Annotated in this window: 22 protein-coding genes; 11 read left to right on the top strand and 11 right to left on the bottom strand. The window is 66.6% G+C overall.

The features are described from left to right. Positions 1 to 21: 21 nt before the first annotated feature. Positions 22 to 834: an IclR family transcriptional regulator gene (locus ARADN35_RS0122255; RefSeq protein WP_010466174.1), complete on the bottom strand. Its 813-nt coding sequence runs from the start codon at positions 832 to 834 to the stop codon at positions 22 to 24. Between the two features lie 143 nt (positions 835 to 977). Between ARADN35_RS0122255 and ARADN35_RS0122260 the strand changes: the two genes are divergently transcribed. The 4 genes from ARADN35_RS0122260 to ARADN35_RS0122275 all read left to right on the top strand — a co-directional run bounded on the left by ARADN35_RS0122260 (position 978) and on the right by ARADN35_RS0122275 (position 4992). Next, the gene (locus tag ARADN35_RS0122260) at positions 978 to 1937 is read left to right on the top strand and encodes an MBL fold metallo-hydrolase (RefSeq protein ID WP_010466176.1); all 960 of its coding nucleotides are present in this window, start codon (positions 978 to 980) and stop codon (positions 1935 to 1937) included. Between the two features lie 28 nt (positions 1938 to 1965). Beyond that, positions 1966 to 3618 (top strand): FAD-dependent oxidoreductase, encoded by a 1653-nt coding sequence (locus tag ARADN35_RS0122265; protein WP_010466178.1) that lies wholly within the window; start codon positions 1966 to 1968, stop codon positions 3616 to 3618. 24 nt (positions 3619 to 3642) lie between these two features. Beyond that, the gene (locus tag ARADN35_RS0122270) at positions 3643 to 3903 is read left to right on the top strand and encodes a DUF2783 domain-containing protein (RefSeq protein WP_010466180.1); all 261 of its coding nucleotides are present in this window, start codon (positions 3643 to 3645) and stop codon (positions 3901 to 3903) included. A 120-nt stretch (positions 3904 to 4023) separates the two neighbouring features. Beyond that, positions 4024 to 4992 (top strand): Bug family tripartite tricarboxylate transporter substrate binding protein, encoded by a 969-nt coding sequence (locus ARADN35_RS0122275; protein WP_010466182.1) that lies wholly within the window; start codon positions 4024 to 4026, stop codon positions 4990 to 4992. Between the two features lie 105 nt (positions 4993 to 5097). On the opposite strand, the gene ARADN35_RS0122280 is transcribed toward ARADN35_RS0122275, so the two are convergent. From ARADN35_RS0122280 to ARADN35_RS0122290, 3 genes are read right to left on the bottom strand one after another with little or no spacing between them, the layout of a single operon-like run. Beyond that, entirely contained in the window at positions 5098 to 5658 is a 561-nt protein-coding gene (locus ARADN35_RS0122280) for a DUF2062 domain-containing protein (RefSeq protein WP_242421540.1), read from the bottom strand. Between the two features lie 11 nt (positions 5659 to 5669). Continuing rightward, the gene (locus ARADN35_RS28325; protein WP_010466186.1) at positions 5670 to 5831 is read right to left on the bottom strand and encodes a hypothetical protein; all 162 of its coding nucleotides are present in this window, start codon (positions 5829 to 5831) and stop codon (positions 5670 to 5672) included. Positions 5832 to 5848: 17 nt separating this feature from the next. Beyond that, the gene (locus ARADN35_RS0122290; RefSeq protein WP_029414296.1) at positions 5849 to 6829 is read right to left on the bottom strand and encodes a TerC family protein; all 981 of its coding nucleotides are present in this window, start codon (positions 6827 to 6829) and stop codon (positions 5849 to 5851) included. Positions 6830 to 6993: 164 nt separating this feature from the next. Here ARADN35_RS0122290 and ARADN35_RS0122295 point away from each other — a divergent pair, with 164 nt between their 5' ends. Then, on the top strand, positions 6994 to 7896 hold the full coding sequence (locus tag ARADN35_RS0122295) for a LysR family transcriptional regulator (RefSeq protein ID WP_010466190.1): 903 nt from the start codon (positions 6994 to 6996) through the stop codon (positions 7894 to 7896). 193 nt (positions 7897 to 8089) lie between these two features. Here ARADN35_RS0122295 and ARADN35_RS0122300 read toward each other — a convergent pair whose 3' ends face one another. The 4 genes from ARADN35_RS0122300 to ARADN35_RS0122315 all read right to left on the bottom strand — a co-directional run bounded on the left by ARADN35_RS0122300 (position 8090) and on the right by ARADN35_RS0122315 (position 12464). Further along, positions 8090 to 8818 (bottom strand): alpha/beta hydrolase, encoded by a 729-nt coding sequence (locus ARADN35_RS0122300; protein WP_010466192.1) that lies wholly within the window; start codon positions 8816 to 8818, stop codon positions 8090 to 8092. Positions 8819 to 8960: 142 nt separating this feature from the next. Beyond that, complete coding sequence (locus ARADN35_RS0122305) at positions 8961 to 9929, bottom strand: helix-turn-helix domain-containing protein (RefSeq protein WP_010466194.1); 969 nt, start codon at positions 9927 to 9929, stop codon at positions 8961 to 8963. A 100-nt stretch (positions 9930 to 10029) separates the two neighbouring features. Then, positions 10030 to 11364, bottom strand: a complete 1335-nt coding sequence (locus ARADN35_RS0122310; RefSeq protein ID WP_010466196.1) for a sulfatase family protein — start codon at positions 11362 to 11364, stop codon at positions 10030 to 10032. A 146-nt stretch (positions 11365 to 11510) separates the two neighbouring features. Continuing rightward, a complete protein-coding gene (locus ARADN35_RS0122315) occupies positions 11511 to 12464 on the bottom strand; it encodes a tripartite tricarboxylate transporter substrate-binding protein (RefSeq protein ID WP_010466198.1) in 954 nt (317 codons plus the stop codon). Between the two features lie 115 nt (positions 12465 to 12579). Here ARADN35_RS0122315 and ARADN35_RS0122320 point away from each other — a divergent pair, with 115 nt between their 5' ends. Next, positions 12580 to 13134: a MarR family winged helix-turn-helix transcriptional regulator gene (locus tag ARADN35_RS0122320; RefSeq protein WP_010466200.1), complete on the top strand. Its 555-nt coding sequence runs from the start codon at positions 12580 to 12582 to the stop codon at positions 13132 to 13134. A gap of 64 nt (positions 13135 to 13198) precedes the next feature. Here the strand turns inward: ARADN35_RS0122320 and ARADN35_RS0122325 are convergent, their stop codons facing one another. After that, positions 13199 to 13786, bottom strand: a complete 588-nt coding sequence (locus ARADN35_RS0122325; RefSeq protein ID WP_010466202.1) for a hypothetical protein — start codon at positions 13784 to 13786, stop codon at positions 13199 to 13201. A gap of 207 nt (positions 13787 to 13993) precedes the next feature. On the opposite strand from ARADN35_RS0122325, the gene ARADN35_RS0122330 reads away from it, so the two are divergent. Next, the gene (locus ARADN35_RS0122330; protein ID WP_029414299.1) at positions 13994 to 15574 is read left to right on the top strand and encodes an MFS transporter; all 1581 of its coding nucleotides are present in this window, start codon (positions 13994 to 13996) and stop codon (positions 15572 to 15574) included. A gap of 42 nt (positions 15575 to 15616) precedes the next feature. Here ARADN35_RS0122330 and ARADN35_RS0122335 read toward each other — a convergent pair whose 3' ends face one another. Next, positions 15617 to 16468 (bottom strand): helix-turn-helix transcriptional regulator, encoded by an 852-nt coding sequence (locus ARADN35_RS0122335; protein WP_010466206.1) that lies wholly within the window; start codon positions 16466 to 16468, stop codon positions 15617 to 15619. Positions 16469 to 16550: 82 nt separating this feature from the next. Here ARADN35_RS0122335 and ARADN35_RS0122340 point away from each other — a divergent pair, with 82 nt between their 5' ends. The 3 genes from ARADN35_RS0122340 (at position 16551) to priA (ending at position 21503) form a co-directional block, all read left to right on the top strand. Next, a complete protein-coding gene (locus tag ARADN35_RS0122340) occupies positions 16551 to 17546 on the top strand; it encodes an MBL fold metallo-hydrolase (RefSeq protein ID WP_010466208.1) in 996 nt (331 codons plus the stop codon). A gap of 69 nt (positions 17547 to 17615) precedes the next feature. Beyond that, positions 17616 to 18728 (top strand): uroporphyrinogen decarboxylase, encoded by a 1113-nt coding sequence (gene hemE, locus ARADN35_RS0122345; protein WP_010466210.1) that lies wholly within the window; start codon positions 17616 to 17618, stop codon positions 18726 to 18728. Between the two features lie 651 nt (positions 18729 to 19379). Beyond that, positions 19380 to 21503, top strand: a complete 2124-nt coding sequence (gene priA / locus ARADN35_RS0122350) for a replication restart helicase PriA (protein WP_010466211.1) — start codon at positions 19380 to 19382, stop codon at positions 21501 to 21503. 141 nt (positions 21504 to 21644) lie between these two features. On the opposite strand, the gene ARADN35_RS0122355 is transcribed toward priA, so the two are convergent. Continuing rightward, positions 21645 to 22517, bottom strand: a complete 873-nt coding sequence (locus ARADN35_RS0122355) for an alpha/beta hydrolase (RefSeq protein WP_010466212.1) — start codon at positions 22515 to 22517, stop codon at positions 21645 to 21647. 156 nt (positions 22518 to 22673) lie between these two features. Between ARADN35_RS0122355 and ARADN35_RS0122360 the strand changes: the two genes are divergently transcribed. Further along, positions 22674 to 22949, top strand: a complete 276-nt coding sequence (locus ARADN35_RS0122360; RefSeq protein ID WP_010466213.1) for a cupin domain-containing protein — start codon at positions 22674 to 22676, stop codon at positions 22947 to 22949. Positions 22950 to 22960: the final 11 nt, after the last annotated feature.

Consider the following 22960-nt stretch of genomic DNA (forward strand, 5'->3'; position numbering starts at 1 on the left):
CAGCGGCTCAGAGGCGGCTGCTCAGGGGTTGCCGCCCTGAGCGGCGCCCAGGCGCTGCGACAGGTTGCGCGCGGTGTCGCGCAGGTGCTGCGCCGCCGGGCTCGCGGGCCCGGTCTGCAGCGTGGCGCTGGGGCCGATCACGGCGATGCACAGCACCAGCTGCCCGAACCCATCGAACACCGGCGTGGCCAGCGCGCTGATGCCGGGCAAAAGCTGATCTGTCACTGCGCTGATCTGGTACTGGCGCACGGCCTCCAGTTCGGCCGCAAATGCGGGCTCATCCAGCGCGCCCGCAAACCCTTCGGCCGCCAGTGCGGCGGCAGCGCGCTCGCGCGGGCCGAAAGCCGCGAACACCTTGCCCGTGGCCGTATGCCGCACCGAGGCCGTGGTGCCGTGGCGCATGGCCACATACACGGCGGTGGGGCCTTCTTCCACACGAATGATGGTGGGGCCACTGTCGCCCCAGACCGAGGCCGACACGGTGTAGCCGATGCGCTGGGCCAGCGCGGGCAGCTCGGCGATCGCCAGGCGCACGGGGTCCACCTGCTGCAGGCTGATGAGGCCCAGCTGCATGGCCAAGGGGCCCAGGCCGTAATGGCCGCTCACGGCGTCCTGCTCGATCAGGCCCAGCTTGCCGAAGCTCACCAGGTAGGGGTGGGCCTTGGCGGCCGTCATGTCGGCCGCGCGGGCCAGGTCCTTGAGCGCCATGCGGCGGCCGGTGCGCGCCAGCACCTTCAGAAGTTGCCCGCCCACCTCCACGCTCTGGATGCCGCGCGGGGTGCGGGGCGTGTCTTCGTCGTCGGCATGGGGCAGGTCGAGGGTCGTGGAGGCCATAGGCCCGATTGTCCACGCACCATGGCACCGCCTCGCCCTTCGGGTTTTCACCTAAACAAATGCGTTAGACATAAACAAATTTCTTGCCTAACATCAACACATTCCGTTTAGATAAACGCATTCACCATTAACAAATCACTACCATGAGCACCGTCAAAACCTTTGCCTCCGCCGCTGACCTCGAAGTGAAGAAGGTGAGCTTCGACCAGCTATCCGACCACGCCTACGCCTACACGGCCGAAGGCGACCCCAACACCGGCATCATCGTTGGCGACGACGCGGTGATGGTCATCGACACCCAGGCCACTCCCGTGATGGCGCAGGACGTGATCCGCCGCATCCGCGAGGTGACCGACAAGCCCATCAAGTACGTGCTGCTGTCCCATTACCACGCAGTGCGCGTGCTGGGCGCCAGTGCCTACGGGGCCGAGCACATCATCGCCAGCGAAGACACGCGCGACCTCATCGTGGAGCGCGGGCAGTTCGACAAGGACAGCGAGATTGGCCGCTTCCCCCGCCTGTTCCAGAACGTGGAGAGCGTGCCCGACGGCCTGACCTGGCCGACCATGACCTTCAACAAGAAGATGACCTTGTGGCTGGGCAAACTGGAGGTGCAGATCCTGCAACTGGGCCGAGGCCACACCAAGGGCGACACGGTGGCCTGGCTGCCGCAGGAAAAGATCCTGTTCAGCGGCGATCTGGTGGAGTTCGATGCCACCCCGTATGCGGGCGATGCGTACTTCCAGGACTGGCCACAGACCCTGGACAACATTGCGGCCCTGAAGCCCGAAAAGCTGGTGCCTGGCCGGGGCGCCGCACTGCAGACGCCCGAGCAGGTGCAGGCGGGCCTGGCCGGTACGCGCGCCTTCATCAGCGACCTGTACGAGAGCGTGAAGGCCAGTGCTGCGCAAGGCGAAGACCTGCGCAAGGTGTACGAGGCCACGTTCGCCAAGCTGCAGCCCAAGTACGGGCACTGGGTGATCTTTAACCACTGCATGCCCTTTGACGTGACCCGTGCGTACGACGAGGCCACGCAATACCCCGACCCACGCATCTGGACCGCCGAGCGTGACATTCAAATGTGGAAGGCTTTGGAAGGCTGAGCCGCCGAGGTTGGAAGAGACAAAAGATATGAACCCCAGAGACATTCCCACCGAAGCCTTCCACGCCAGCGGCCCTGAAGTGCAGGCCATCGACTTCGGCTACGTGCACTCGCCCGACCAGGACAGCGCCCAACCCGCGCGGCACCCCATCGTGATCATCGGCGCGGGCCCCGTGGGCCTGTCGCTCGCGATTGACCTGGCGCAGCGCGGCCAGCGCGTGGTGGTACTGGACAACGACCACAAGCTCTCCATCGGCTCGCGCGCCATCTGCTTCGCGAAGCGCACGCTCGAAATCTGGGACCGCCTGGGCGTGGGGCAGCGCATGGTGGACAAGGGCGTGTCGTGGAACCTGGGCAAGGTGTTCCTCAAGGACGAGCAGTTGTACGAGTTCAACCTGCTGCCCGAGCAGGGCCACGAACGCCCGGCCTTCATCAACCTGCAGCAGTACTACGCCGAGGCCTACCTGGTGGAGCGGGCACTGCAGCTGCCCGGCATCGACATCCGCTGGCACAACAAGGTGACCACCGTGGCCAGCCGCGAGGACGGCGCATTGCTCGGCATCGAGACGCCCGAAGGCAGCTACCAAATAGACGCCCAGTGGCTGGTGGCCTGCGATGGCTCACGCTCGCCCACGCGGCAGATGCTGGGGCTGGAGAGCAAAGGCCGCATCTTCCAGGACCGTTTCCTGATCGCCGATGTGAAGCTGGCGGGCGATGCGGACTTCCCGACCGAGCGCTGGTTCTGGTTCGACCCGCCCTTTCACCCCAACCAGAGCGTGCTGCTGCACCGCCAGCCCGACAACGTGTGGCGCATCGACTTCCAGCTCGGTTGGGACGCGGACCCGGAAGAAGAAAAGAAGCCCGAGAACATCCTTCCGCGCGTGAAGGCACTGCTGGGCGCGGATGCGCAGTTCGAACTGGATTGGGCGAGTGTCTACACCTTTGCCTGCCTGCGCATGGACCAATTCGTGCACGGCCGCGTGGTCTTTGCCGGCGACAGCGCGCACGGTGTCTCGCCCTTTGGCGCACGCGGCGCCAACAGCGGCGTGCAGGACGCCGAGAACCTGGCCTGGAAGCTCGATTGGGTGCTCAAGGGCCGTGCAGGCACCGCCCTGCTGGCGACGTATGGACCCGAGCGCGAATACGCGGCCGATGAGAACCTGTGCAACTCCACGCGCGCTACCGACTTCATCACGCCCAAGAGCGAGGTGAGCCGCCTGTTCCGCGACGCCGCGCTGCACCTGGCGCGCGACCATGCCTTTGCGCGCCGCATCGTCAACAGCGGGCGCCTGTCGGTGCCGGCCACGCTGCACACATCGCCGCTGAACACGCCGGATACCGATACCTTTGTGGGCACCCAGGTGCCTGGCGCGGTGCTGCTCGATGCGCCTCTGACGAAACAAGGCCAGCCGACTTGGTTGCTGCGCGAGCTGGGGCCGGAGTTCACGCTGCTGGTGTTTGGCCCTGCTCCCACCTGGGCTGGCGCACTGCCCCATGTGCGGGTGCTGCAGATCGGACTGGACGTGATCGACGCCCAGGCGCTGGCGGCGCAGCGGCTGGACGCGCTGCCAGGCACGGCGTACCTGGTGCGGCCCGATCAGCATGTGTGTGCCCGCTGGCACGCCCCCACCGAAGCGGCCGTGCGCGCCGCTCTGGCCCGTGCCACGGCAACGGTCTTGTGAGCGGCCTCGGACAAGGAAACCAACATGCTGAACACCCAACCCCATCTGCAGGCTTGCGACGACTTTTACGAAGCACTGATCGCCGCACACCAAGGCCTGTCGACCCCCGAGAGCCACGCCATGAATGCACGCCTGGTGCTGCTGCTGGCCAACCACATCGGCGACCAGGCCACACTGCTGCAGGCCTTGCAGCTGGCACGGGGCAACCCACCCCACGGTGCCCTGCCCGCTGCGGCAGAGCGCAAAGCCATCACGCCCGTGGTGCCCACCCACGCAAACGCCTGAGACGCCCCACCGCCAGGGCTATCCTGCCTTCCTGAATGCACACCCGCCCCCAAGCGCCGCAAAAAGACGGTGCGTGGCCTTTTCTCGCCCATCACACACAACCACCGGAGACACACCAACATGCTGCGCAAACACTTCCTCGCCACCCTTGCCGGGCTGGCACTGGCAACCGCCCTCCCCCTGGCCCATGCGCAAGGCGCCAAGCCGCTCGAATGGGTGGTGGGCTATGCCGCAGGCGGGGGTTCCGACATCGTGGCACGCACCATCGCCGAGTCGATGTCGGCCACGCTGGGGCGCCCCATCGTCATCAACAACAAACCCGGTGCAGGCACCAACATTGCCGCCGAGTACAGCGCACGCAACAAGGACTATGGCAACCTGATCTTCTCGGCCGATTTCGCCACGCTGGCGGCCAATCCGTCCCTGTTCAGCAAGCTGAGCTACAACGCCGAGAAGGACTTCCAGCCGGTGGGCCTGCTGGTGCGTTTCCCGATGTTCCTCGTGGTGTCCAACAACGTGCCCGCCAAGAACCTCAAGGAATTCATGGCCTGGGCCAAAGGCCAGGCCGATGGTGTGAACTGGGCGTCGGCCGGGCCGGGCAGCCCGCACCACCTGGTGGGCGAGCTGTTCCGCGAGCAGAGCGGCCTCAAGCTCACGCATGTGCCGTACCGTGGTGCGGCCCCGGCCATTCAGGATGTGATCGGCGGCCAGGTGCCGGCGATGTGGATCGACAGCGCCACCGTGTACCCGTTTCTCAACGGTGGCAAGGTCAAGGCCATCGGTGTGGCCAGCCCACAGCGTGTGGGCACCATGCCCGATGTACCCACCATTTCAGAACAAGGGCTGCAGGGTTTTGAAGGTTTTGCGTGGCAGGGCATCGTGGCCCCGACAGGCACACCTGCCGATGCCGTGGCCACCTTCAGCAATGCCTTGCAGACCGCTTTGGGCGACACACGCACCAAGGCGCGCCTCCAGGCATTGGGTGTGGAGCCCATGCCCGGCACCGCAGCGCAAATGGGCAGTTTTGCGCGCACCGAGCGCGAGAAGTGGGGCCGGGTGATTACCAAGGTGGGCGTAAAGCTGGATTGACCCCCTAAGCGGCTGCGCCGCCTCCCCCTGAAGGGGAACTCCACCCCTGGCCTGGCAAAGCCAGTTCCACGGTGGCACTGGTGTGGGCAGCGCCCGTTTTGTGCGTCAAGCGGCTGCTCTGCGGCAGCGTGCCAGTCGGCGCTTGCGCTGCAGTGCGGGGGCCAACCACAGCAACTGCACCGTGGCATAGCCCAGCGCCGCCAGCAACGCACCGAGCGTGGGCAGGCCTACAAGCAGCGGTGTTCCCAGGGCCTGGATCCAGGCAGCCATCGCCTGCACCGAGAAATCGCCACCCGGCGCCACGCTGCTCCAGGCAGGCAGCGTCTGCTCGCCCGGCATCACCAGCGCGCCCAAGTAAAAGGCCAGCGCATACAGCGGCACGGTGGTGAGGGGGTTGGTATAAAAAGTAGCCACGCCCCCCGCCACGATGTTGCCGCGCAGCCAGGCGCACACCATCAACGTGCCCGGTATCTGCAGCGGGCCGGGGATGAGCCCGCAGAACATGCCCGCAGCCACACCGCGCGCCAGGGGTTGGCGTTGGAAGCGGAACAGCTCGCGCCGCTCCAGCCAAGGCCGCAAGCTGGCGAGCCAGCCGCGGTCCAGGTGCACACGGGCCCGGGGTTCCAGGCCACGCAGCCAACGGCGCAGGGTGCACAGCATTTGCATCACCACCCTGATCAGCCCCACGCGAGGGCCGTGGCCGTTCCGGCGCCCCACAGGGCCGTCAGGCCCGCCAGCAGGCGCACATCCCGCCGCTCATTGCCAGCGCGGTGCGCCGTCACCGTGGCCAACGCCAAGCCGCACCACACGCACAACATGATTGCATCGAGGAGTTCCATGGTCTTCTATGCTCCGTTCAGTCCTTGGGCGGCAGTGCCAGAGGTTTGTGGGCGCCCGGGGCCGTGTTGCGCAGCGACAGGAAGATGGAGCCTGCGATCAGGCCGGCTGTCACCAGGAGGGCGTAGCCGATCGGGATCTTGACCAGGTCGATGAGCAGCATCTTGCCACCGATGAAGATCAGCACCAGCGCTAGGCCATAGGCCAGCAGGTGGAAGCGGTCCGCCAGGTCGGCCAGCAGGAAGTACAGCGCACGCAGGCCCAGGATGGCGAAGATGTTGGCCGTGAGCACGATGAACGGGTCGTTGGTGATCGCGAAGATGGCAGGAATGCTGTCGACCGCGAAGATGATGTCGGTGGTCCCGATGAGCACCAGCACCACGAACAGCGGGGTGTAGTGCTTCACGCCGTTGACCAGCGTGGAGAGCTTCTCGCCGTCGAACTGGTCGGTGATGCGGATGCGCTTTTTCAGGAACTTGAGCACCGGGTTGGTGGCGATGTCGGGCTCCTGCCCGGCAGCGAACCACATCTTGGCACCCGTGACCACGAGGAACGCGCCGAACACGTACAGCAGCCAGTGGAAGGTGGCCAGCAGCCAGGCGCCCGCCAGGATCAGCAGCGTGCGCAACACGATCGCGCCAATGATGCCGATGATGAGCGCGCGCTTTTGGTACTGCGGCGGCACGGCAAAGTAGCTGAACAGCATCAGAAACACAAAGATGTTGTCGATCGACAAACTCTTTTCGACCAGGTAGCCGGTGATGAACTGCATCGACACCGTGTTGGCCACCTCGCGCCCCTGGCTGCTGTCGAGGTACCACCAGAGGATGGCGACGAACACGAACGCCAGCGAGAACCACAAGAGGCTCCAGCGCAGCGCTTCCTTCATCGTGACCTTGTGCGCGCCCTGGCGCTCCATCACCAACAGGTCGACGCCGATCGCGACGACCACAAAGACGGCAAAACCCGCCCACATCCACCAGGTTCCTATGGTTTCCATGATTGATAGCTCCGAGGGGAAAAATGTTTCACCGGGCAAGACCTGCCGATGACTGGACGGACTGTAGGGGCGGAATCGATTCTTAAAAACCTGTCATATCAGTACCATTGGTTCGGTTTTTACGAACCAATGCCACCGCACCGTTGTGCCGATTGCGAGAAATCATGAGCCAGAGCTTCAACTACCGCCATCTTTTTTACTTCTGGGTCGTGGCCAAGGAGGGCGGCATCGCACGCGCCGCCGAACGGCTGGACATGGCCGTGCAGACCATCAGCGCCCAGGTGCGCGAGCTGGAAAAGGCCCTGGGCGTGAGCCTGCTGCGCACCGAGGGCCGCAACCTGGTGCTCACCGACGCCGGTGTGGCCGCGTTGCACGAGGCGGACCACATCTTTGCGCTGGGCGAGCTACTGCCCGTGCGCGTGCGCGAGGCCGCCACCGGCCAGACGCTGCGGCTGAACCTGGGCATCTCCGACGGCATCGCCAAGCTGGCCGTGCACCGGCTGCTGACCCCCGTGCTGGACGAGCCCCACCTGCGCCTGCTGTGCCACGAGGGCGAGTTCCAGCCGCTGCTGGGCGAGCTGGCGCTGCACAAGCTCGATGCGGTGCTGGCCGACCGCGCCGCACCGCCCAACCGCGCGCTGCGCACCACCAGCCAGCTGCTGGGCACGAGCGCCATCGCCTGGTACGCCCCGCCCTTGTGGGCCGATGCGGCCGCCACGGACTTCCCGCACAGCCTGGCCGTGGTGCCCGTGCTGCTGCCCACCGACCACGCCGCCATGCGCGCGCGCATCGACCACTGGCTGGAGCGCGAACGCATCCGCCCGCGCATCGCGGGCGAGTTTGAAGACAGCGCGCTGCTGAGCACCTTTGCCGCCACCGGCATGGGCGTGATGCCCGCGCCGGTGTCGCTGGGCGAGCACCTGGCACAGACCCACGGGCTGGTGCAGGTGGGCACCACGCCGGACGTGCAGGAGCAGTTCCACCTGATCTACAGCGCCCGCAAGGTGATGCACCCGCTGCTCACGCGGCTGCTGGAGGTGGGGAAGAGCGGAATGCTATTAAATTAATAGCTATTAACGCTTTTCTATCAAGCGGCGGGGACCAAAAAGACTAAAAACTATTCTCCCTGCGGCAGCGCCAATCGCCCCCTCCACGAAACAGGCACGCCCCACGCCAGAGGCGCCCAGCAAGGGCCGCCCCGCAGCGATGGCGTCGTCCCCCTCCAGGGGGACGCGGCGCAGCCGCTCAGGGGGTATCCAGCTAATCCCGCCCGGCCCGCTCGATGCTCGCCGCCGCCATCTCCGGGTCCGAAAAGCAGATCTCGTGGCTGCCCGCGCACTCCACCAGCCGGAACAGGCCCAGCCGCTCCGACAGGCGCGGGTGCCAAGGCAGGCTGTGGGGCAGCGCCGCATCCTGCTGGGCGTTGAGGTAGCTCTTGCCAATCTCCAGCGCCGCCAGCGGCACGGGCAACTGCGCCGGCTCGGTGAAGGTGCGGTACGGGTGCGGATTCAACTGCGCGTAGCTGCTGCGCGCCAAGGCCTCGTCGGCGTCGTTGATGAAGGCCTCGCGCCAGATGGCGTACGGCAGCATCACGGCATTGCCGCTGGCCGCCGCCACCTGGTCGAACAGCGCGCGGTAGTGCGGCGGCACCAAGTCGTTCAGGCATTCGCCGTGCATCGGCACAAACGCGTTCCAGTACACCAGCCGGCGGATGCGCCCGGGCAGCCGCGCGGGCATGTGGCTGATGACCATGCCGCCATAGCTGTGGCCGACCAGGCGCACATCGGTGAGGCCGTGGCCCTCGATAAAAGCCGCAAGCGAGTCCACCGCATCCGCCAGGCCCGTGGCTGCGCGGTCATCGCCCGGCCGGTTGCCGGCCAGGGTGGGGCAGTGCACGGTGTGGCCGCGTGCGCGCAGGTGGCCGGCCGTGGCCTCCATCTCGGCGCCGGTGTGCCAGGCGCCATGGACCAGAACATAGGTATCCGCCATGTGTGTCTCCTTCGGTTTTGTTGCGGGATGGACAGGGTGATCTGCCCTGCCGCCACCTTACGAAGAGAGCGCTGTCCAAAATGGCCTGCGCGTGCCAGCCCGGTGTGCCGGATGCGCCAAATGGGCCACATCGCGACCAGGCTCAGCCGCCGCGCCGCCATTGCGCGGGGGATGCCCCCATGGCGCGTTGAAACGCCCGCGCGAAGTGCGACGCGTCGGCAAAACCACAGCGCCGCCCAATCTCGGCCACCGCCACATGGGCCAGCTGAGGCCGGCGCAGCAGCTCGCCCGCGCGCTCCAGGCGCATCTGCCGCAGCGTGCCCGCAAAGGTGTGGCCCTGCGCCGCAAACGCGCGGTGCAGGGTGCGTACCGAGACACCCGCCTCCTTTGCAAGAGCCTCGGCGGAAACGCCTGGCTGGTCGATGCGGGCGCGCAGCAGTGCGCACAGGCGGACATGCAGGCTTCGCACGGCGGAGGGAGTGGGCGGCTGGGACGGCTCCAGCGCTGCGCTCAGCAAGGCTCCGAGGTGGTTCGACAACAGCGAAGGCGACAGGGCCTGCGCCGAAGCCGGGTCGCGCGCCAGCTGCACGGCCAGTGCGCCCAGGCTCTGGCCCCAGCCCTGGTCCCGCCAGGCCACGCGGGGCCCGTGTGCCTCGGCCTGAGCCAGCCATTGCCCCACCCAGACGCGCGGCAACTGCAACGAGACACAGTTCACGCCGTCCGGAAAATGCAATTCATACGGCCGGGCCGAATCCACCAGCACCACATCGCCGGGGCGCAGGTAGGCCACTTGGCCGTCTTGCCGCACATGCCAGGCGGACTCTGCCTGGCCGATCAGGTAAAACGGCAGTTGCCGACTGCGCGCAATGCCGGACGGCGTGCGGTACACGTCCTGCGTGGAAGCGCGAACCTGGTTGACCGACAGGGTCTCAACCGGCAGGCTGTGCAGCACCCCATCAAACGTGGGTGCTTCGCGCGAGCTGCACTCCATCTCGAGGAACGCTTCGCAGATGGCCCCCACCCAATAGTCCAGGCGCGCTGCGGGCGCGACCACATCGGTCGTCCACTGGCGCAGTGGAGGCGCGGTGGCGGATGCAGGAACTGCAGGCATGGCGCCAATCTAGCGGCAAGCCCTGCCCGCAGGCAACAGGGCAAGCCCACCCTTCCAGCCGAATGCGTGCGGCGGCCCCAAAGAGATCGTCGACGGGTTCTCAGCGCTGCGGCATGTCCTTGACCGAATAGCCCAGGCTCACCGTCGCATCGTCCGGAATCGGGGGCATTGAGGCGTTCCACGCTTCCCACGCCGCGCGCATGGCCTGCAGCCGCGCGGGCTCCAGCGGCGCGCGGTTGGCGCGCTCGCGCTCGTCCTGCGCCAGGTTGAACAGGTAGTCGTTGCCGTCCACCCGCAGGTACTTCCAGTCGCCCTGGCGCATGGCGCGCTGGCCGCGGTGGTTCATACGCCAGAACAGCGCGGGCTCGTGCAGCACCGACGAATCACGCAGCAGCGGCATCAGCGAGCGGCCGTCCAGCGGGTAGTCGGCGTGCGGCATCGCGCCCGCTGCATCGAGCATCGTGGCGGACCAGTCCATGGTCATGCAGGTCTGCGGGCTCACGCTGCCCGGCGCGATCACGGCGGGCCAGTGGGCGATCCAGGGCACGCGGATGCCGCCTTCGGTCAAATCCATCTTGCCGCCGACCAGGGGCCAGCTGTCCGAGAAGCGCTCGCCGCCGTTGTCGCTGGTGAAAACGACCAGCGTGTCGCGATCGATGCCATGGCGCTGCAGCGCGGCCATGATGCGGCCAATGCCCTCGTCCATGTGGTGGATCATGCGGCGGTAGGTGTCGATGCTGCCGCCGTGCAGGTGGAACAGGTTGCCCTTGACCTCCTGCGCCAGCGCCTCGTCGTCCCGCGTCTCCCACGGCCAATGGGGCGCCGTGTAGTGCAGGCTCAAGAAGAACGGCGTGCCGGCCTGTGCGCCGGGCGCCATGCGTGCAACGTAGTCGAGCGCGTGGTCGGTGATGAGGTCGGTGAGGTAGCCGTCCTGCTGCTTTTCTTCTTCGCCCAGGTACAGGTCGTGCGTGCCGTTGGAGCTGCAGTGGGTGAAGTAGTCCACCCCACCTGACATGGGCCCGAAGAACTCTTCGTAGCCCGAGCGCAGCGGCCCAAACGCGGGCGGGTAGCCCAGGTGCCACTTGCCCATCAGCGCCGTGCGGTAGCCCGATGCGCGCAGCAGCGACGGCAGCGTGGGGTGCTCGGGCGGCAGGCCCAGCGTGGTGCTGCCCCGGCTCTTGCTGTTGATGGGCTCTTCGGCCGCGCCGCGCAGGCGGTACTGGTAGCGCGCGGTCATCAGCGCAAAACGCGTGGGCGAGCAGACCGGTGAATTGGAGTAGCCCTGCGTGAGCTGGAGGCCGTGGGCGGCCAGGCCGTCGAGCACCGGCGACACGGCGCCGAAGCTGGCGTCGCGCCCGCCGTAGCAGCCCAGGTCGGCATAGCCGAGGTCGTCGGCAACGATGAAGATGATGTTCGGGCGGGGTTGTAAGGTCATCTCGAAATCCAGTTTCACTCAACGTGGCCCGCAGTCTTCGCGACAGGCACGGCCGAGGCGAGGGGCGGCTAGCAAGGGCCGTCCCGCAGCAAGGCCGCCGTCCCCCTCGAGGGGGAAGCGGCGAAGCCGCTCAGGGGGGCTTCCTGTCAAGGCTTGAAGCCCGAGCGCTGCACCACCGGCGCCCACTGCGCGCGGTACGCCTTGAGCATCGCTTCGGTCTGCGCCATGGTCGCCACCACCGGCTCCATCTTGGCGGCCTCGAACTTGCGCTGGGTGTCTGGGTCTTTCATCACTTCCACGATCAACCCGGCCAGACGCTCGGCCTGGGCCTTGGGCATGCTCATGGGGGCGTAGAAGGTGTTCCAGCCCGTCGCGGCCAGGTCCATGCCGCTTTCCTTGAAGGTGGGGATCTTGGGGTCCAGCGGGCTGCGCTTGGCGCTCGACACGGCCAGGATGCGGATCTTGCCGGCCTCGTGCTGGGGCAGCAGGGTGTCGAAGGTGTCGAACGCCACGGGCACCTGGCCGCCCAGCAGGTCGTTGAGCAGCGGCGCAGAGCCGCGGTAGCCCACCACCTCGGCGCGCACCTTGGCGGCGTCGCCCACCATCAGGCCGAAGAAGTGCGGCAGGCTGCCCGTGGCTGGCACGCCGAAGTTGGCCTTGTCGGGGTTGGCGCGCAGCCAGGCCATCAGGTGCGGCAGCTCCTTGACCGGCACGGCGCTGGCCACGGCCACGCCGAACTCGTAGCTGTTGACATGGCTCACGGGGCGGAAGTCGCGCTCGGGGTCGTAGCCTGCGTCGGGGAACACCAGGGGTGCCACCAGCATGACGGCCGGGTTGGCCAGCAGCAGCGTGGGCTGGTTGGCGGGCGCGGCCTTCACGGCCTGGGCCGAGAGGCGGCCGCCGGCGCCGGTCTTGTTCTCCACGATGACGGGCGTGCCGAGCTTGGTGCCCAGCTTGTCGGCCACGATACGGGCCACGCGGTCGGTCGCGCCGCCGGGGGCGTAGCCGACCACGATGCGCAGGGGAGCTTCCTGCGCCTGTGCAAGCGATGCGGACAAGGCCAGCACGGTGGCCAGCAAGGAGGAAAGAGGTTTCCACATGGTCAGGGTCTCCTGGGGCGATGGCAGGGCTCTGCGCGGCTGCGCAGGTTGATGGGCGCACTGTATTGCCCACACAATCAATTGATCTAATCAATTCTTGCCCGGAAATACCCTGATGCCTGCGCCTGCCCCGGCACCCTGCGACCCCGCCGAAATGGGCCACCGACTGACCCACCCCGCGGCCGCCAATGACCTGCTGATGTACCGCCTGAACCGCCTGCTGGCAGTGGCAGGCAGCCTGGTAGTGCGGCTGTGCGAAGGGGGTTATGGCATCACGCGGCGCGAGTGGGGGTTGCTCATGATGCTGGCGCAGCACCCCGGCATGCCCCCGGCCGAGTTGGCGCAGCGCCTGGGACTGGACCGGGCGCGCACGTCACGCGCCATCACGTCACTCTTGGCCAAGAAGCTGCTCACCCGCGATGCGATGCCGGGCGACCGGCGCCAGGCCGTGCTCTCACTCACCCAGGCAGGGCAAGCGCTGCACGATGCCCTGTTCCCACAAGTGAAGGCGCTCAACCAGGATCTGCTGGCGGGACTGGACGAGGGGGCTGTGCAAGCGCTGGACCACGCACTGGCAGATATGCAAAAGCGGGCGGAAGCGCTGGTAGCCAGCCGCACCGATGTGCCGCGCACCTACCGGTTGCGAGGAGGCCGGAAACCCCCTGAATAGACCAGGAATGGCAAAGGCAGCATTACCAGTGGCACTTCCGAATCCCCCTTGGAATCACGACTTTCTATTTTTCAGTATTTGCCTGGATGTCCATGAGCTGATTCAAATCAGCTCGCAGCATTCCATTCGGATCCACGGCAGCATCGTTGGCTGAAGATCGAATTCCTGCCCCCACAATGGCAGCGGTGACATCGGTAATCGAAATCTGAACCTGATAAAGGTTGCCATCATTTGCATATTCCTTGGTGAATGCACAAACGGCCTCCCCAGGGTCTGCAAAGTAAATGACCGCCGCGTCGGTAGCCCGCTTAGGAGTCCGCAGAAAGCTGGAGTACAGAGACGCCGGCACAGGTGTTCGTGCCGAACCATTGACGTAGTACTCTTCCTCCCAATCGTCGTTCTGCATCACATAGTTATATTTCAGCGAACTGACTTTGAGCATGGGATCACGCCCACTACCCATCGATTCAGCAAAGATATACAGCACTTTGGTACCACGGTACGACGCCCCGTCGTATCCAGCTATAGTGCAAGCGACGGCCTCCAGATTGGTCGCAGAATGGACCCCGGCCGCGCTGATATTTTTGAGATCGGCATGCGCGAATCCAGCCGCACAAATAAACCCCATAGAAATAATGCTTTTTTTCAACATTTCCTCTCCTCCGCAGATGGATTGACCTAGGATTGCCGTCGATTTCTACAAATAGTTACGACGCCCACAAATACTAACAAACTCCTCCTGTGGCGCTATCCCCCATTCTGGGGATTGACCGCACAGGGCCGCGTCAAAGGTCGCGGCGTTGGGCGTGGCCGCTCCAGCGCATGCTTTCCGGTCCGCCTTTTCCTTTGCCCTCACACCATGTCATCGCCCCCAACCTCTTTGTGGAGCCCCTTGCGCCAACCAGCATTCCGGGGCCTGTGGGTCTGCGGTGGCGTGTTCTTCATCGGCAGCGGCATGCAGACCATGGCAGCGGCCTGGCTGATGGTGGAGCTCACGGGCTCGTCGTTCCTGGCGGCGCTGGTGCAGACGGCGGTGTTCATGCCGATGTTCCTGCTGGCACTGCCGGCGGGTGTGTTGGCCGACACGACGGACCGGCGGCGCCTGATCTCGGGGGCGCTGCTGGCACAGGTGGGGGCCTGCGCACTGTTGACACTGCTGGTCCTGGGGGGCTGGGGCGGCCCGGCATCAGTGCTGTTCCTGGTGTTCATCTGCGGCTGCTGCACGGCGGTGCTCACGCCGGCGTGGAACTCTTCGGTCATCGACCCGGTGCCGCGCGACGAGTGGCCGCAGGCCATCACTGCGGTCAGCATTGCGTACAACGCAGCGCGCGCCATCGGACCTACGCTGGCCGGGCTGGTGTTTGCCCAATTGGGCGCGGGCTGGGTGTTCGCCGTCACGGTAACCACCACCTTGGTGATGTGGGAGTCCATCCGCCGCTGGCCCCCCAAGGCCCACCCGCCGTCCAAGCTGCCCGCCGAGCGCCTGTGGGGCGGCACGTTGAGCGGCCTGCGGTTTGCATGGCACTCGCGCATCATCCTGGCGCAACTGGTGCGGGTGATGGCATTCAGCGCTGCGGGCTCGGCCCTGTGGGCTCTGCTGCCCGTCATTGCCCAGCGCCTGGGCACCGGCGCGCCGGGCTTTGGCCTGCTGATGGGGTGCCTGGGCACCGGCGCCGTGGCTGTGGGCCTGGTGCTGGGGCGGCTGCGCGCACGCTTTGGCATGGAAGCCATCGTGGGCGTGGGCGGCGTGGTGTTTGCAGCGGCCATGCTGGTGGCGGCACTGACCAAGATCGCATGGGTGGTCTACATCGGCATGCTGTTTGCGGGCGCGGCCTGGATGTCGGCGATGTCCACCTTCAACACCGCCACGCAAGCCAGCGCACCGCAGTGGGTGCGCTCCCGCGCGGTGGCGATGCACATGGTGGCAGCGTTGGGCGCATTTGCGATGGGATCGGCCTTTTGGGGTGCGGCGTCCGACATCGTGGGCCTGGCACCCACGCTGTATGTGGCCGCTGCGCTCATGGGCGCAGGCTTGCTGCTGGCGCGGCCGATGCCGCTGCGCATGGGGGCTCTGCACGAGGTGACGCAGGCCACGCCCTGGGATGAACTCTTCATCGAGGCCGAGCCCCTGCCCGAGGCCGGGCCCGTGGCCGTGGAGGTGGGCTACCGCATTGCGCCCGGCACCGACACCGAGTTTCTTGACACCATCAGCCGCATGAAGGCCCCGCGCCGGCGCGATGGCGCGACCTTCTGGCGGGTGTACAAGGACCTGGGCGAGCCTTCACGCTATGTGGAGCGCTTCATCGTCGAGTCCTGGGCCGACTATTTGCACCAGCGCGCCCGCGCCACCATGGCCGACCAGGCGCTGGAGACCGAGGTGCGGGCGTTCCTCGCGCCCGGCGAGGTGGTGCGCATGTCGCACTACATCGCAGAGCGGTAGTTCGTTCGTACCCGACCAGCCACCCTGCGGAGCAAGCCCTGCTCAACCTCCGCGCCGAAAGTACCGCGCCGGCGTTTCCCCAAACGCCTGCTTGAACACGGTGATGAAGCCCGACACGTCCAGATAACCGACTTCGAGCGCCACCTCGGTCACGCTGCGGCCCTGGCTGAGCCATTGCATGCCCTTGAGCAAGCGCAACTGCTGGCGCCACTGGGCAAAAGTCAGCCCCGTCTCCTTGGCAAACAGGCGCGCGGCGGTGCGGGCAGTCATGCCGCAGGCGGCGGCCAGTTCACCGAGCGTGCGGGCATCGGCGGGCTGCGCCTGCAGCGCGGTGGTGAGGCGCACCAGCCGCGGGTCTGCCGGGGTGGGCAGGTACGACGGCACGGTTTCCAGGTTCGGCAGGCGGTCCAGGATGACGGCGATCAGGCGCTCCTCTCGCCCGCCCAGCGGGTAGTCGGTGCCAAAACTCGCGGCCTCGGCCAGCAGGGCGTCGAGCAACGGATCGACCGTAACGACGCCTGGCTCCGACGGGGTGTCGGCCGCGCCGGGTTTCACGTACAGCGTGCGCAGCCACACCGGGCGATCCGCGGCCACCTTGTGGACCATGCCGGGCGGCAGCCACACCGCACGGTGGGGCGGCACGATCCAGGTGCCGCGCTGCGTGTGGGTGGTCAGCATGCCTTCGCAGGCATAGACAAACTGGGCACTCTGGTGGGCGTGCCAGTGGCCGTCAAAGGGCGGGTAGCGGTCAGAAACCACACAGACCCCGCGTTCGGCGGCGTCCGCATCGACCGGGTTGTCGAGCACCGGTGGGGCCAGCGCCGCAGTGCGAGGCCTGCGGCGGCCCACCGCAGGCGCCTGGGCAGCGTTCGTTGCGTTTGTCTGTTTGGGCATATTTTTTGTCGTGGTACGCCGAGACGGCCAAGCCTCGAGAATTTACCTTAAGGGCTCATCTCCACTTCACAGAGCCCACACCATGACTGCCCCCTATTCCACCCGTTTTTTCAGCCCCTTCCGCTCCCTGCGCCGCCCTCGCGCTCTGCGCACGCTGACTGCCATCGCCCTCACGTTCGCCAGCATCACGTCCTGGGCGGGCACCGTGCAAGTGTTCACCTCCGATGCCGCCGGTTTCAACACCCACTCCGTCTGGTACGACGACGGCCAGGAGGTGACGGTGGTCGATGCCCAGTTCACCCCCGCCCATGCCGAGGCCCTGCTCGCGTCCATCCGCGGCGAGACCAAGTCCCCGGTGACCCGTGTGGTCGTGACGCACCCCAACCCCGACAAATTCAACGGCCTCTCGGTGTTCCACGCACAGGGCATCGAGAGCATTGCCTCCGCCAAGACCGCCGCCGCCGTGCCGGACACGGACGCGTACAAACGCCACTTCTGGGTGAAGATCGCCAAGGCGTTCACGGACGCAACGTACCCGCGCGCAGAGGCCATCAAGACCACGTATTCCGGCCAGCACCGCATCACGCTCAAGTCGGGCGAAACCATCACGCTGTTCGAGCTGCCCCAGCCAGGCATCTCCAGCAACCAGACCGTGGTGCGCTTTGACCAGACCGGCGACCTTGCCGTGGGCGACCTGGTGCACACGCGCACCCACGCCTGGCTCGAAGGCGGCATCGTGAACGGTAAGCCCCTGCCCACACTGGCGGGCTGGAAGGCCGGCCTGGCCGAGCTGCCCCGCCTGGGCACCGGCAAGGTCTACGGCGGGCGGGGCGTGTTCGTGCCCGTGGCACAGGCGGTGGCCGAGCAGACGGCCTATCTCGACAAGGCCGACGCGGTGGTGACGGGCTACCTCCAGCGCCTGGGCAGCCGCGCCAGCGAGCTGAGCGATCCCGCGCGCCAGGGCGCGCACCATCAGGCCATCCAGGCGGAAATGGCCAAGGCCTTCCCCGGCCATGCGATGCCCGACCTGGTGGGCTACAGCGTCTACGGGCTGGTGCAGCAGAAACTCGCGCCGTGACGTGATGGCAAGCACCCGGGGCAGGCCGGGCCTGCGGGGCGCACTGCGCACCCTGCGACAATTCAGGCCATGAGCTTTGCCCCCCTCTCCAACGACACCTTCCTGCGCGCCTGCCGCCGCCAGGCCACCGACTACACCCCCTTGTGGCTGATGCGCCAGGCGGGCCGCTACTTGCCGGAATACAAGGCCACGCGCGCCCAGGCCGGCAGCTTCATGGGCCTGGCCACCAATGTGGACTACGCCACCGAAGTGACCTTGCAGCCGCTGGAGCGTTTCCCGCTCGACGCGGCCATCCTGTTCAGCGACATCCTCACCGTGCCCGACGCCATGGGCCTGGGCCTGACGTTTGCCGAGGGCGAGGGCCCGCGTTTTGCCAAGCAGGTGCGGGACGAAGCCGCTGTTGAACAGCTGGCCGTGCCCGACATGGACAAGCTGCGCTATGTGTTTGACGCCGTCACCAGCATCCGCAAGGCCCTGAATGGCCGGGTGCCACTGATCGGCTTCTCGGGCAGCCCCTGGACGCTGGCCTGCTACATGGTCGAAGGCAAGGGATCGGACGACTACCGCCTGGTCAAGAGCCTGATGTATGCGCGCCCCGACCTGATGCACCGCATCCTGGCCATCAACGCCGACAGCGTGGCCGCCTACCTCAATGCCCAGATCGACGCGGGCGCCCAGGCCGTGATGATTTTCGACAGCTGGGGCGGCGTGCTGGCCGACGGCGCTTTCCAGGAGTTCAGCCTGGCCTACACCAAGCGGGTGCTCGCGCAATTGAAGCGCACCGGCGTGGACGGCACCGACGTGCCGCGCATCGTCTTCACCAAGGGCGGCGGCATCTGGCTGGAAGACATGAAGGACATCGACTGCGAGGTGCTCGGCCTGGACTGGACCGCCAACCTGGGCAAGGCCCGCGCCATCGTGGGCGGCCAGGCCGGCGGCCCCGGCAAGGCGCTGCAGGGCAACATCGACCCGAACGTGCTGTTCGCTCCGCCCGCGCAGATCGCCACCCAGGTGCGCCACGTGCTGGACAGCTTTGGCCGGCCACATACCGACCGCAGTACCACCGGCCCCACGCACATCTTCAACCTGGGCCACGGCATCAGCCAGTTCACTCCGCCCGAGCATGTGGCGGCGCTGGTGGAAGCGGTGCACGGCTACTCGCGCGCGCAGCGCCAGGGTTGAGCGCCCGGCGTTAGCACGGCGTACTTATGCACAAAAATGGAGCGTGCGCGGGGCTGTCGCCCAGCGGCGCCCTGGTTTGTAAAAAAACAATTCCAATCTCATAAGCCATTGATTCATAAGGAATTTAATCCCGTGCTTTTTTGACAGGCAATCCACCGAAAGCACGGTTTTTCAAGGGCTTGCGCTGCAAACCCAAGGGATATCAACAAAGTTATCCACAGAAATTCTGGATTTCTTACAAATTCCCAGTCAAATCAAGCACTTGCAGCCTGTTTCGCATCAAACCCTCAACACGCAGGCAAGCCGCTAGCACAAATTTGGGGCCTCCCACCCCCTTGACGGGCCACCGATGTCCGACTTATGCACACAAAACGTGATGCGGCGCAACATAAAGCCAGACCGGAGCCATAGCACAGAATTTGCAGCAAAATTTCTTCAGATGATTGATTCATAAGGATTTTTTGGGCGTGCCGCATTTCCGGGCAATCTGTTCGCAGCCAGCATTCATGCGGGTTGGCAGGGTGTCCGGGCAGGATGTCAACAAAGTTATCCACAGAAAGTCGGGATTACTCCCCCGATCTTGTCAAATCAAGCACTTAGCCTCCAAACCTCCGCGCGACCTCCACAAGCCGCTGTAACCCGCCCTTCGCCGTGCCCGCCCCCTCCACCCTCGTTCAGGTTGCCCTGCACACCCCGTCGCACAGCGGCGTGGGCGACCTGCTGAGCTACGCCAGTGAGCGCCCGCTCGCGCCCGGTACGCTGGTGCGCGTACCTCTGGGCACGCGCGAGGTGCTGGGTGTGGTGTGGGATGCCGACGAAGCCACGGGCGAACTGCCCGATGGCGCCACGCTGCGCGCGGTTGCCGGCGTGCTCGACGGCGTGGCCCCGCTGGATCTGCCCTGGCGCCGCCTGGTGGCGTTTGCGGCGCGCTACTACCAGCGCGCCCTGGGCGAAATCGCCATGGCCGCCCTGCCTCCGCAGCTGCGCGACCTGCGGCCCGAGCAACTGGCGCGCCGCCTGTGCCGCCCCGGCAAGGCGGCTGGGGAGACCGCAGATGCTATTCAAAACATAGCACTCACCGCAGAACAGGAAAGCGCCAGGTCCCGAATTTCTGCAGAAAAAGGTCCCTTTCTGCTGTTTGGCAGCACCGGCAGCGGCAAGACCGAGGTCTACCTGCGCTGCGTGCAGGAGATGCTGGAGGCCGATCCCACGGCCCAGGCGCTGGTGATGGTGCCCGAGATCAACCTCACGCCCCAGCTCGAGGAACGCTTCGTGGGCCGCTTCGCCCCGCGTTTTGGCGCGGGCGCCGTGGTGTCGCTGCACAGCGGCATGACCAACCCGCAGCGCCTCAAAAGCTGGCTGGCCGCCCACAGCGGCAACGCGCGTATCGTGCTGGGCACGCGCATGGCGGTGTTTGCCAGCCTGCCGGGGCTCCAGCTGATCGTGGTCGATGAGGAGCACGACCCCAGCTACAAGCAGCAGGAGGGCGCCCGCTACTCAGCGCGCGACCTGGCCATCTGGCGCGGGCGCGAGCAAGGCGCCAAGGTGCTGCTAGGCTCTGCCACACCGTCGCTCGAGAGCTGGCACGCCAGCCGGCCGCCTACACCCGAAGACCCCGAGGGCGGGCGCTACGTGCGCCTGCACATGCCCAGCCGGATTGGCGCGGGCGCCCTGGCCCGGGTGCGGCGGGTGGACATGAACCAGCAGCCCCGGCGCGCAGTGTTCAGCGCGCCGCTGCTGCAGGCCATCACCGAACGTGTGGCGCGCGGCGAGCAAAGCATGATTTTGCTCAACCGCCGGGGCTATGCCCCCGTGCTGCACTGCGTGGACTGCGGCTGGAAAAGCGACTGCCCCCACTGCAGCGCGCACCAGGTCTTCCACAAGACCGACCGCACGCTGCGCTGCCACCACTGCGGCTACACGCTGCGGGTACCGCGCCACTGCCCCACCTGCGGCAGCCCCGACATCCACCCCATGGGCCGGGGCACCGAGCAGTTGGAGGAACAACTCTCGGCCCTGCTGTCCGAAGTGCTGCGGCCCGACCGCACGCCCGCGCGCATCGCCCGCATCGACGCCGACACCACCAAGGCCAAGGGCGCGCTGGAGGCCCAGCTGGCGCAGGTGCACGCGGGCGAGGTGGATGTGCTGGTGGGCACGCAGATGATCGCCAAGGGCCACGACTTTCGCCGCATCACGCTGGTGGCGGCCGTGCAGCCCGACGGCGCCCTGTTCAGCAGCGACTTTCGCGCGTCGGAGCGGCTGTTTGCGCTGCTCATGCAGGCCGCCGGCCGCGCCGGGCGCGACGCCGCCTACATGGCCGCGCAGGGCACACCGTGCGAGATGTGGGTGCAGAGTTTTCACCCCAAACACGCCGTGTTCGAGGCGCTGCGCACGCACGACTACGAGGCCTTTGCCGCCCAGCAGCTCAAGGAGCGCGAAGAGGCCGCCATGCCACCCTTCTCCTACCAGGCCCTGGTGCGCGCCGACGCCCGCACGCAGGACGTGGCACAAGGGTTTCTGACCGCCGCCACGGCCGCCGCACAAGCCGCCGGGCTGCCGGGGCTGGACGTGGTGACGCTGTTCCCGCCCGTGCCCCTGACCATCCAGCGCGTGGCCAATGTCGAACGCGCCCAGATGCTCATGGAAAGCAGCAGCCGCACCGCACTGCAGCGCTTTCTGGCCGCATGGCAGCCCATGCTGCAAACCACGCGCAGCCAGCCCGAGCACAAGGGCTTGATCCGGTGGCTGGTGGACGTGGACCCTCTGGCGATCTAGGCTGAAAATCCAAGCGTTTTACGGTCCTGGCGCTTGATGGATATGCGCAAACAGCTATTTAATTAATAGCAAAATCATTCGCACCCCAGCGCATCCTGACCTCCGGCAGATTCCGGGCCAGGGTGCGCGACAGCCAGGTGGTCACCCCTGGCGGCACTGCCGGTCCACGTACTGCAAGGCGTCGGGCAACGCGTCGCGGAACACCAGCCATTCGTGGTCGCCGTCGATGACGCGCAGCTCCACCTGCTTGGGCTGGATCTGGTACAGCCGCCAGTACAGGGTGGCCGACATGGGGGCGATGCCCAGGTAGTCGTGGTCGCCCGACACGATCCACATCGGGACACGCGGCGTGCCCGCCTTGTAGGCATCGAGCGCGGCCGCGTAGTTCAGCGACTTCCAGGTGTCGGGGTCAAACTGCCCGTCGCGCACGAACTGCGGAGTGCGCCGTGCCGCCGAGGTGTCCGGCGGCAGCGGGTCATAGATGGCAGGGCTGATCACCGCCGCAGCGCAGAACTGCGTGGGGTTGCGCAGCGACAGGTTCAACGCGCCATAGCCCCCCATGGACAGGCCACCGATGGCCCGGCCGCTGCGCTCCTTGTGCACGCGGTAGCGCGACTCGACGTAGGGCAGCAGGTCTTTCATGATGGCCGTGCCCGCCTTCTCTGCCGCACCATCGGCCCACCACGACGCCGGGCCCGCCGTGGGCATGACCACCACCGATGGGCGGATCAGCCCTCGCTTGATGAGCCCGTCCAGGGTCTCGACCGCACCTCCCTTGGTGCGCCACTCGTTCTCATCGCCACCCGCGCCATGCAGCAGGTAGACCACGGGATAGTTCACCGTGCCGCCGGGCTGGTAACCGTCGGGCACATACACCGTGAACTTCACGTCGCGGCCCAAAGCCGTCGAAGGCGCCTGGTCGGCAAACACCTGGCCGGCGTGCGCGGTGGCGGCGGCGGACAGAACAACGGCCGCTGCCAGCCAGCTCCGAAAACAAGGCTTCGCAAAACGCATGGATGTCTCCTCATGAATGGATGGATACGCCCATGCTGCAGTGGCACAGGCGATAGCATTGTGTGCGCGGCCAGGCCGCCGCGAGCGTTTCGCCGGCGACAGGCCTGGGGGAAGGTTCTCCCTGGCACTGTTCGCCCCCCACACAGGAGCACGCCCATGACCTCCGAGGAATTTGCCCAGACCCTGGCCCGTGAAGGCTTCGAGCACCCCGTCACCGTCACACGCGATGCGGGCGGCATGCTGGACGACCACACCCATCCGTTCGAGGCCAAGGCGCTGATCCTGTCCGGCGAGATCCGCATCGTGACGGCACGGGCGGAGCGTGTGTATGGCATGGGCGAGGTCTTTCACCTGCAGGCCCAGGAACCGCATTCAGAGTTCTATGGGCCCGCCGGGGTGAGCTATCTGGTGGGCCGAAAGCCCCCGCCCTGAGTGCCGCAGGC

Origin of the sequence: Acidovorax radicis N35, from assembly GCF_000204195.1 — a bacterium.
GTDB classification, from domain to species: Bacteria; Pseudomonadota; Gammaproteobacteria; order Burkholderiales; family Burkholderiaceae_C; genus Acidovorax; species Acidovorax radicis.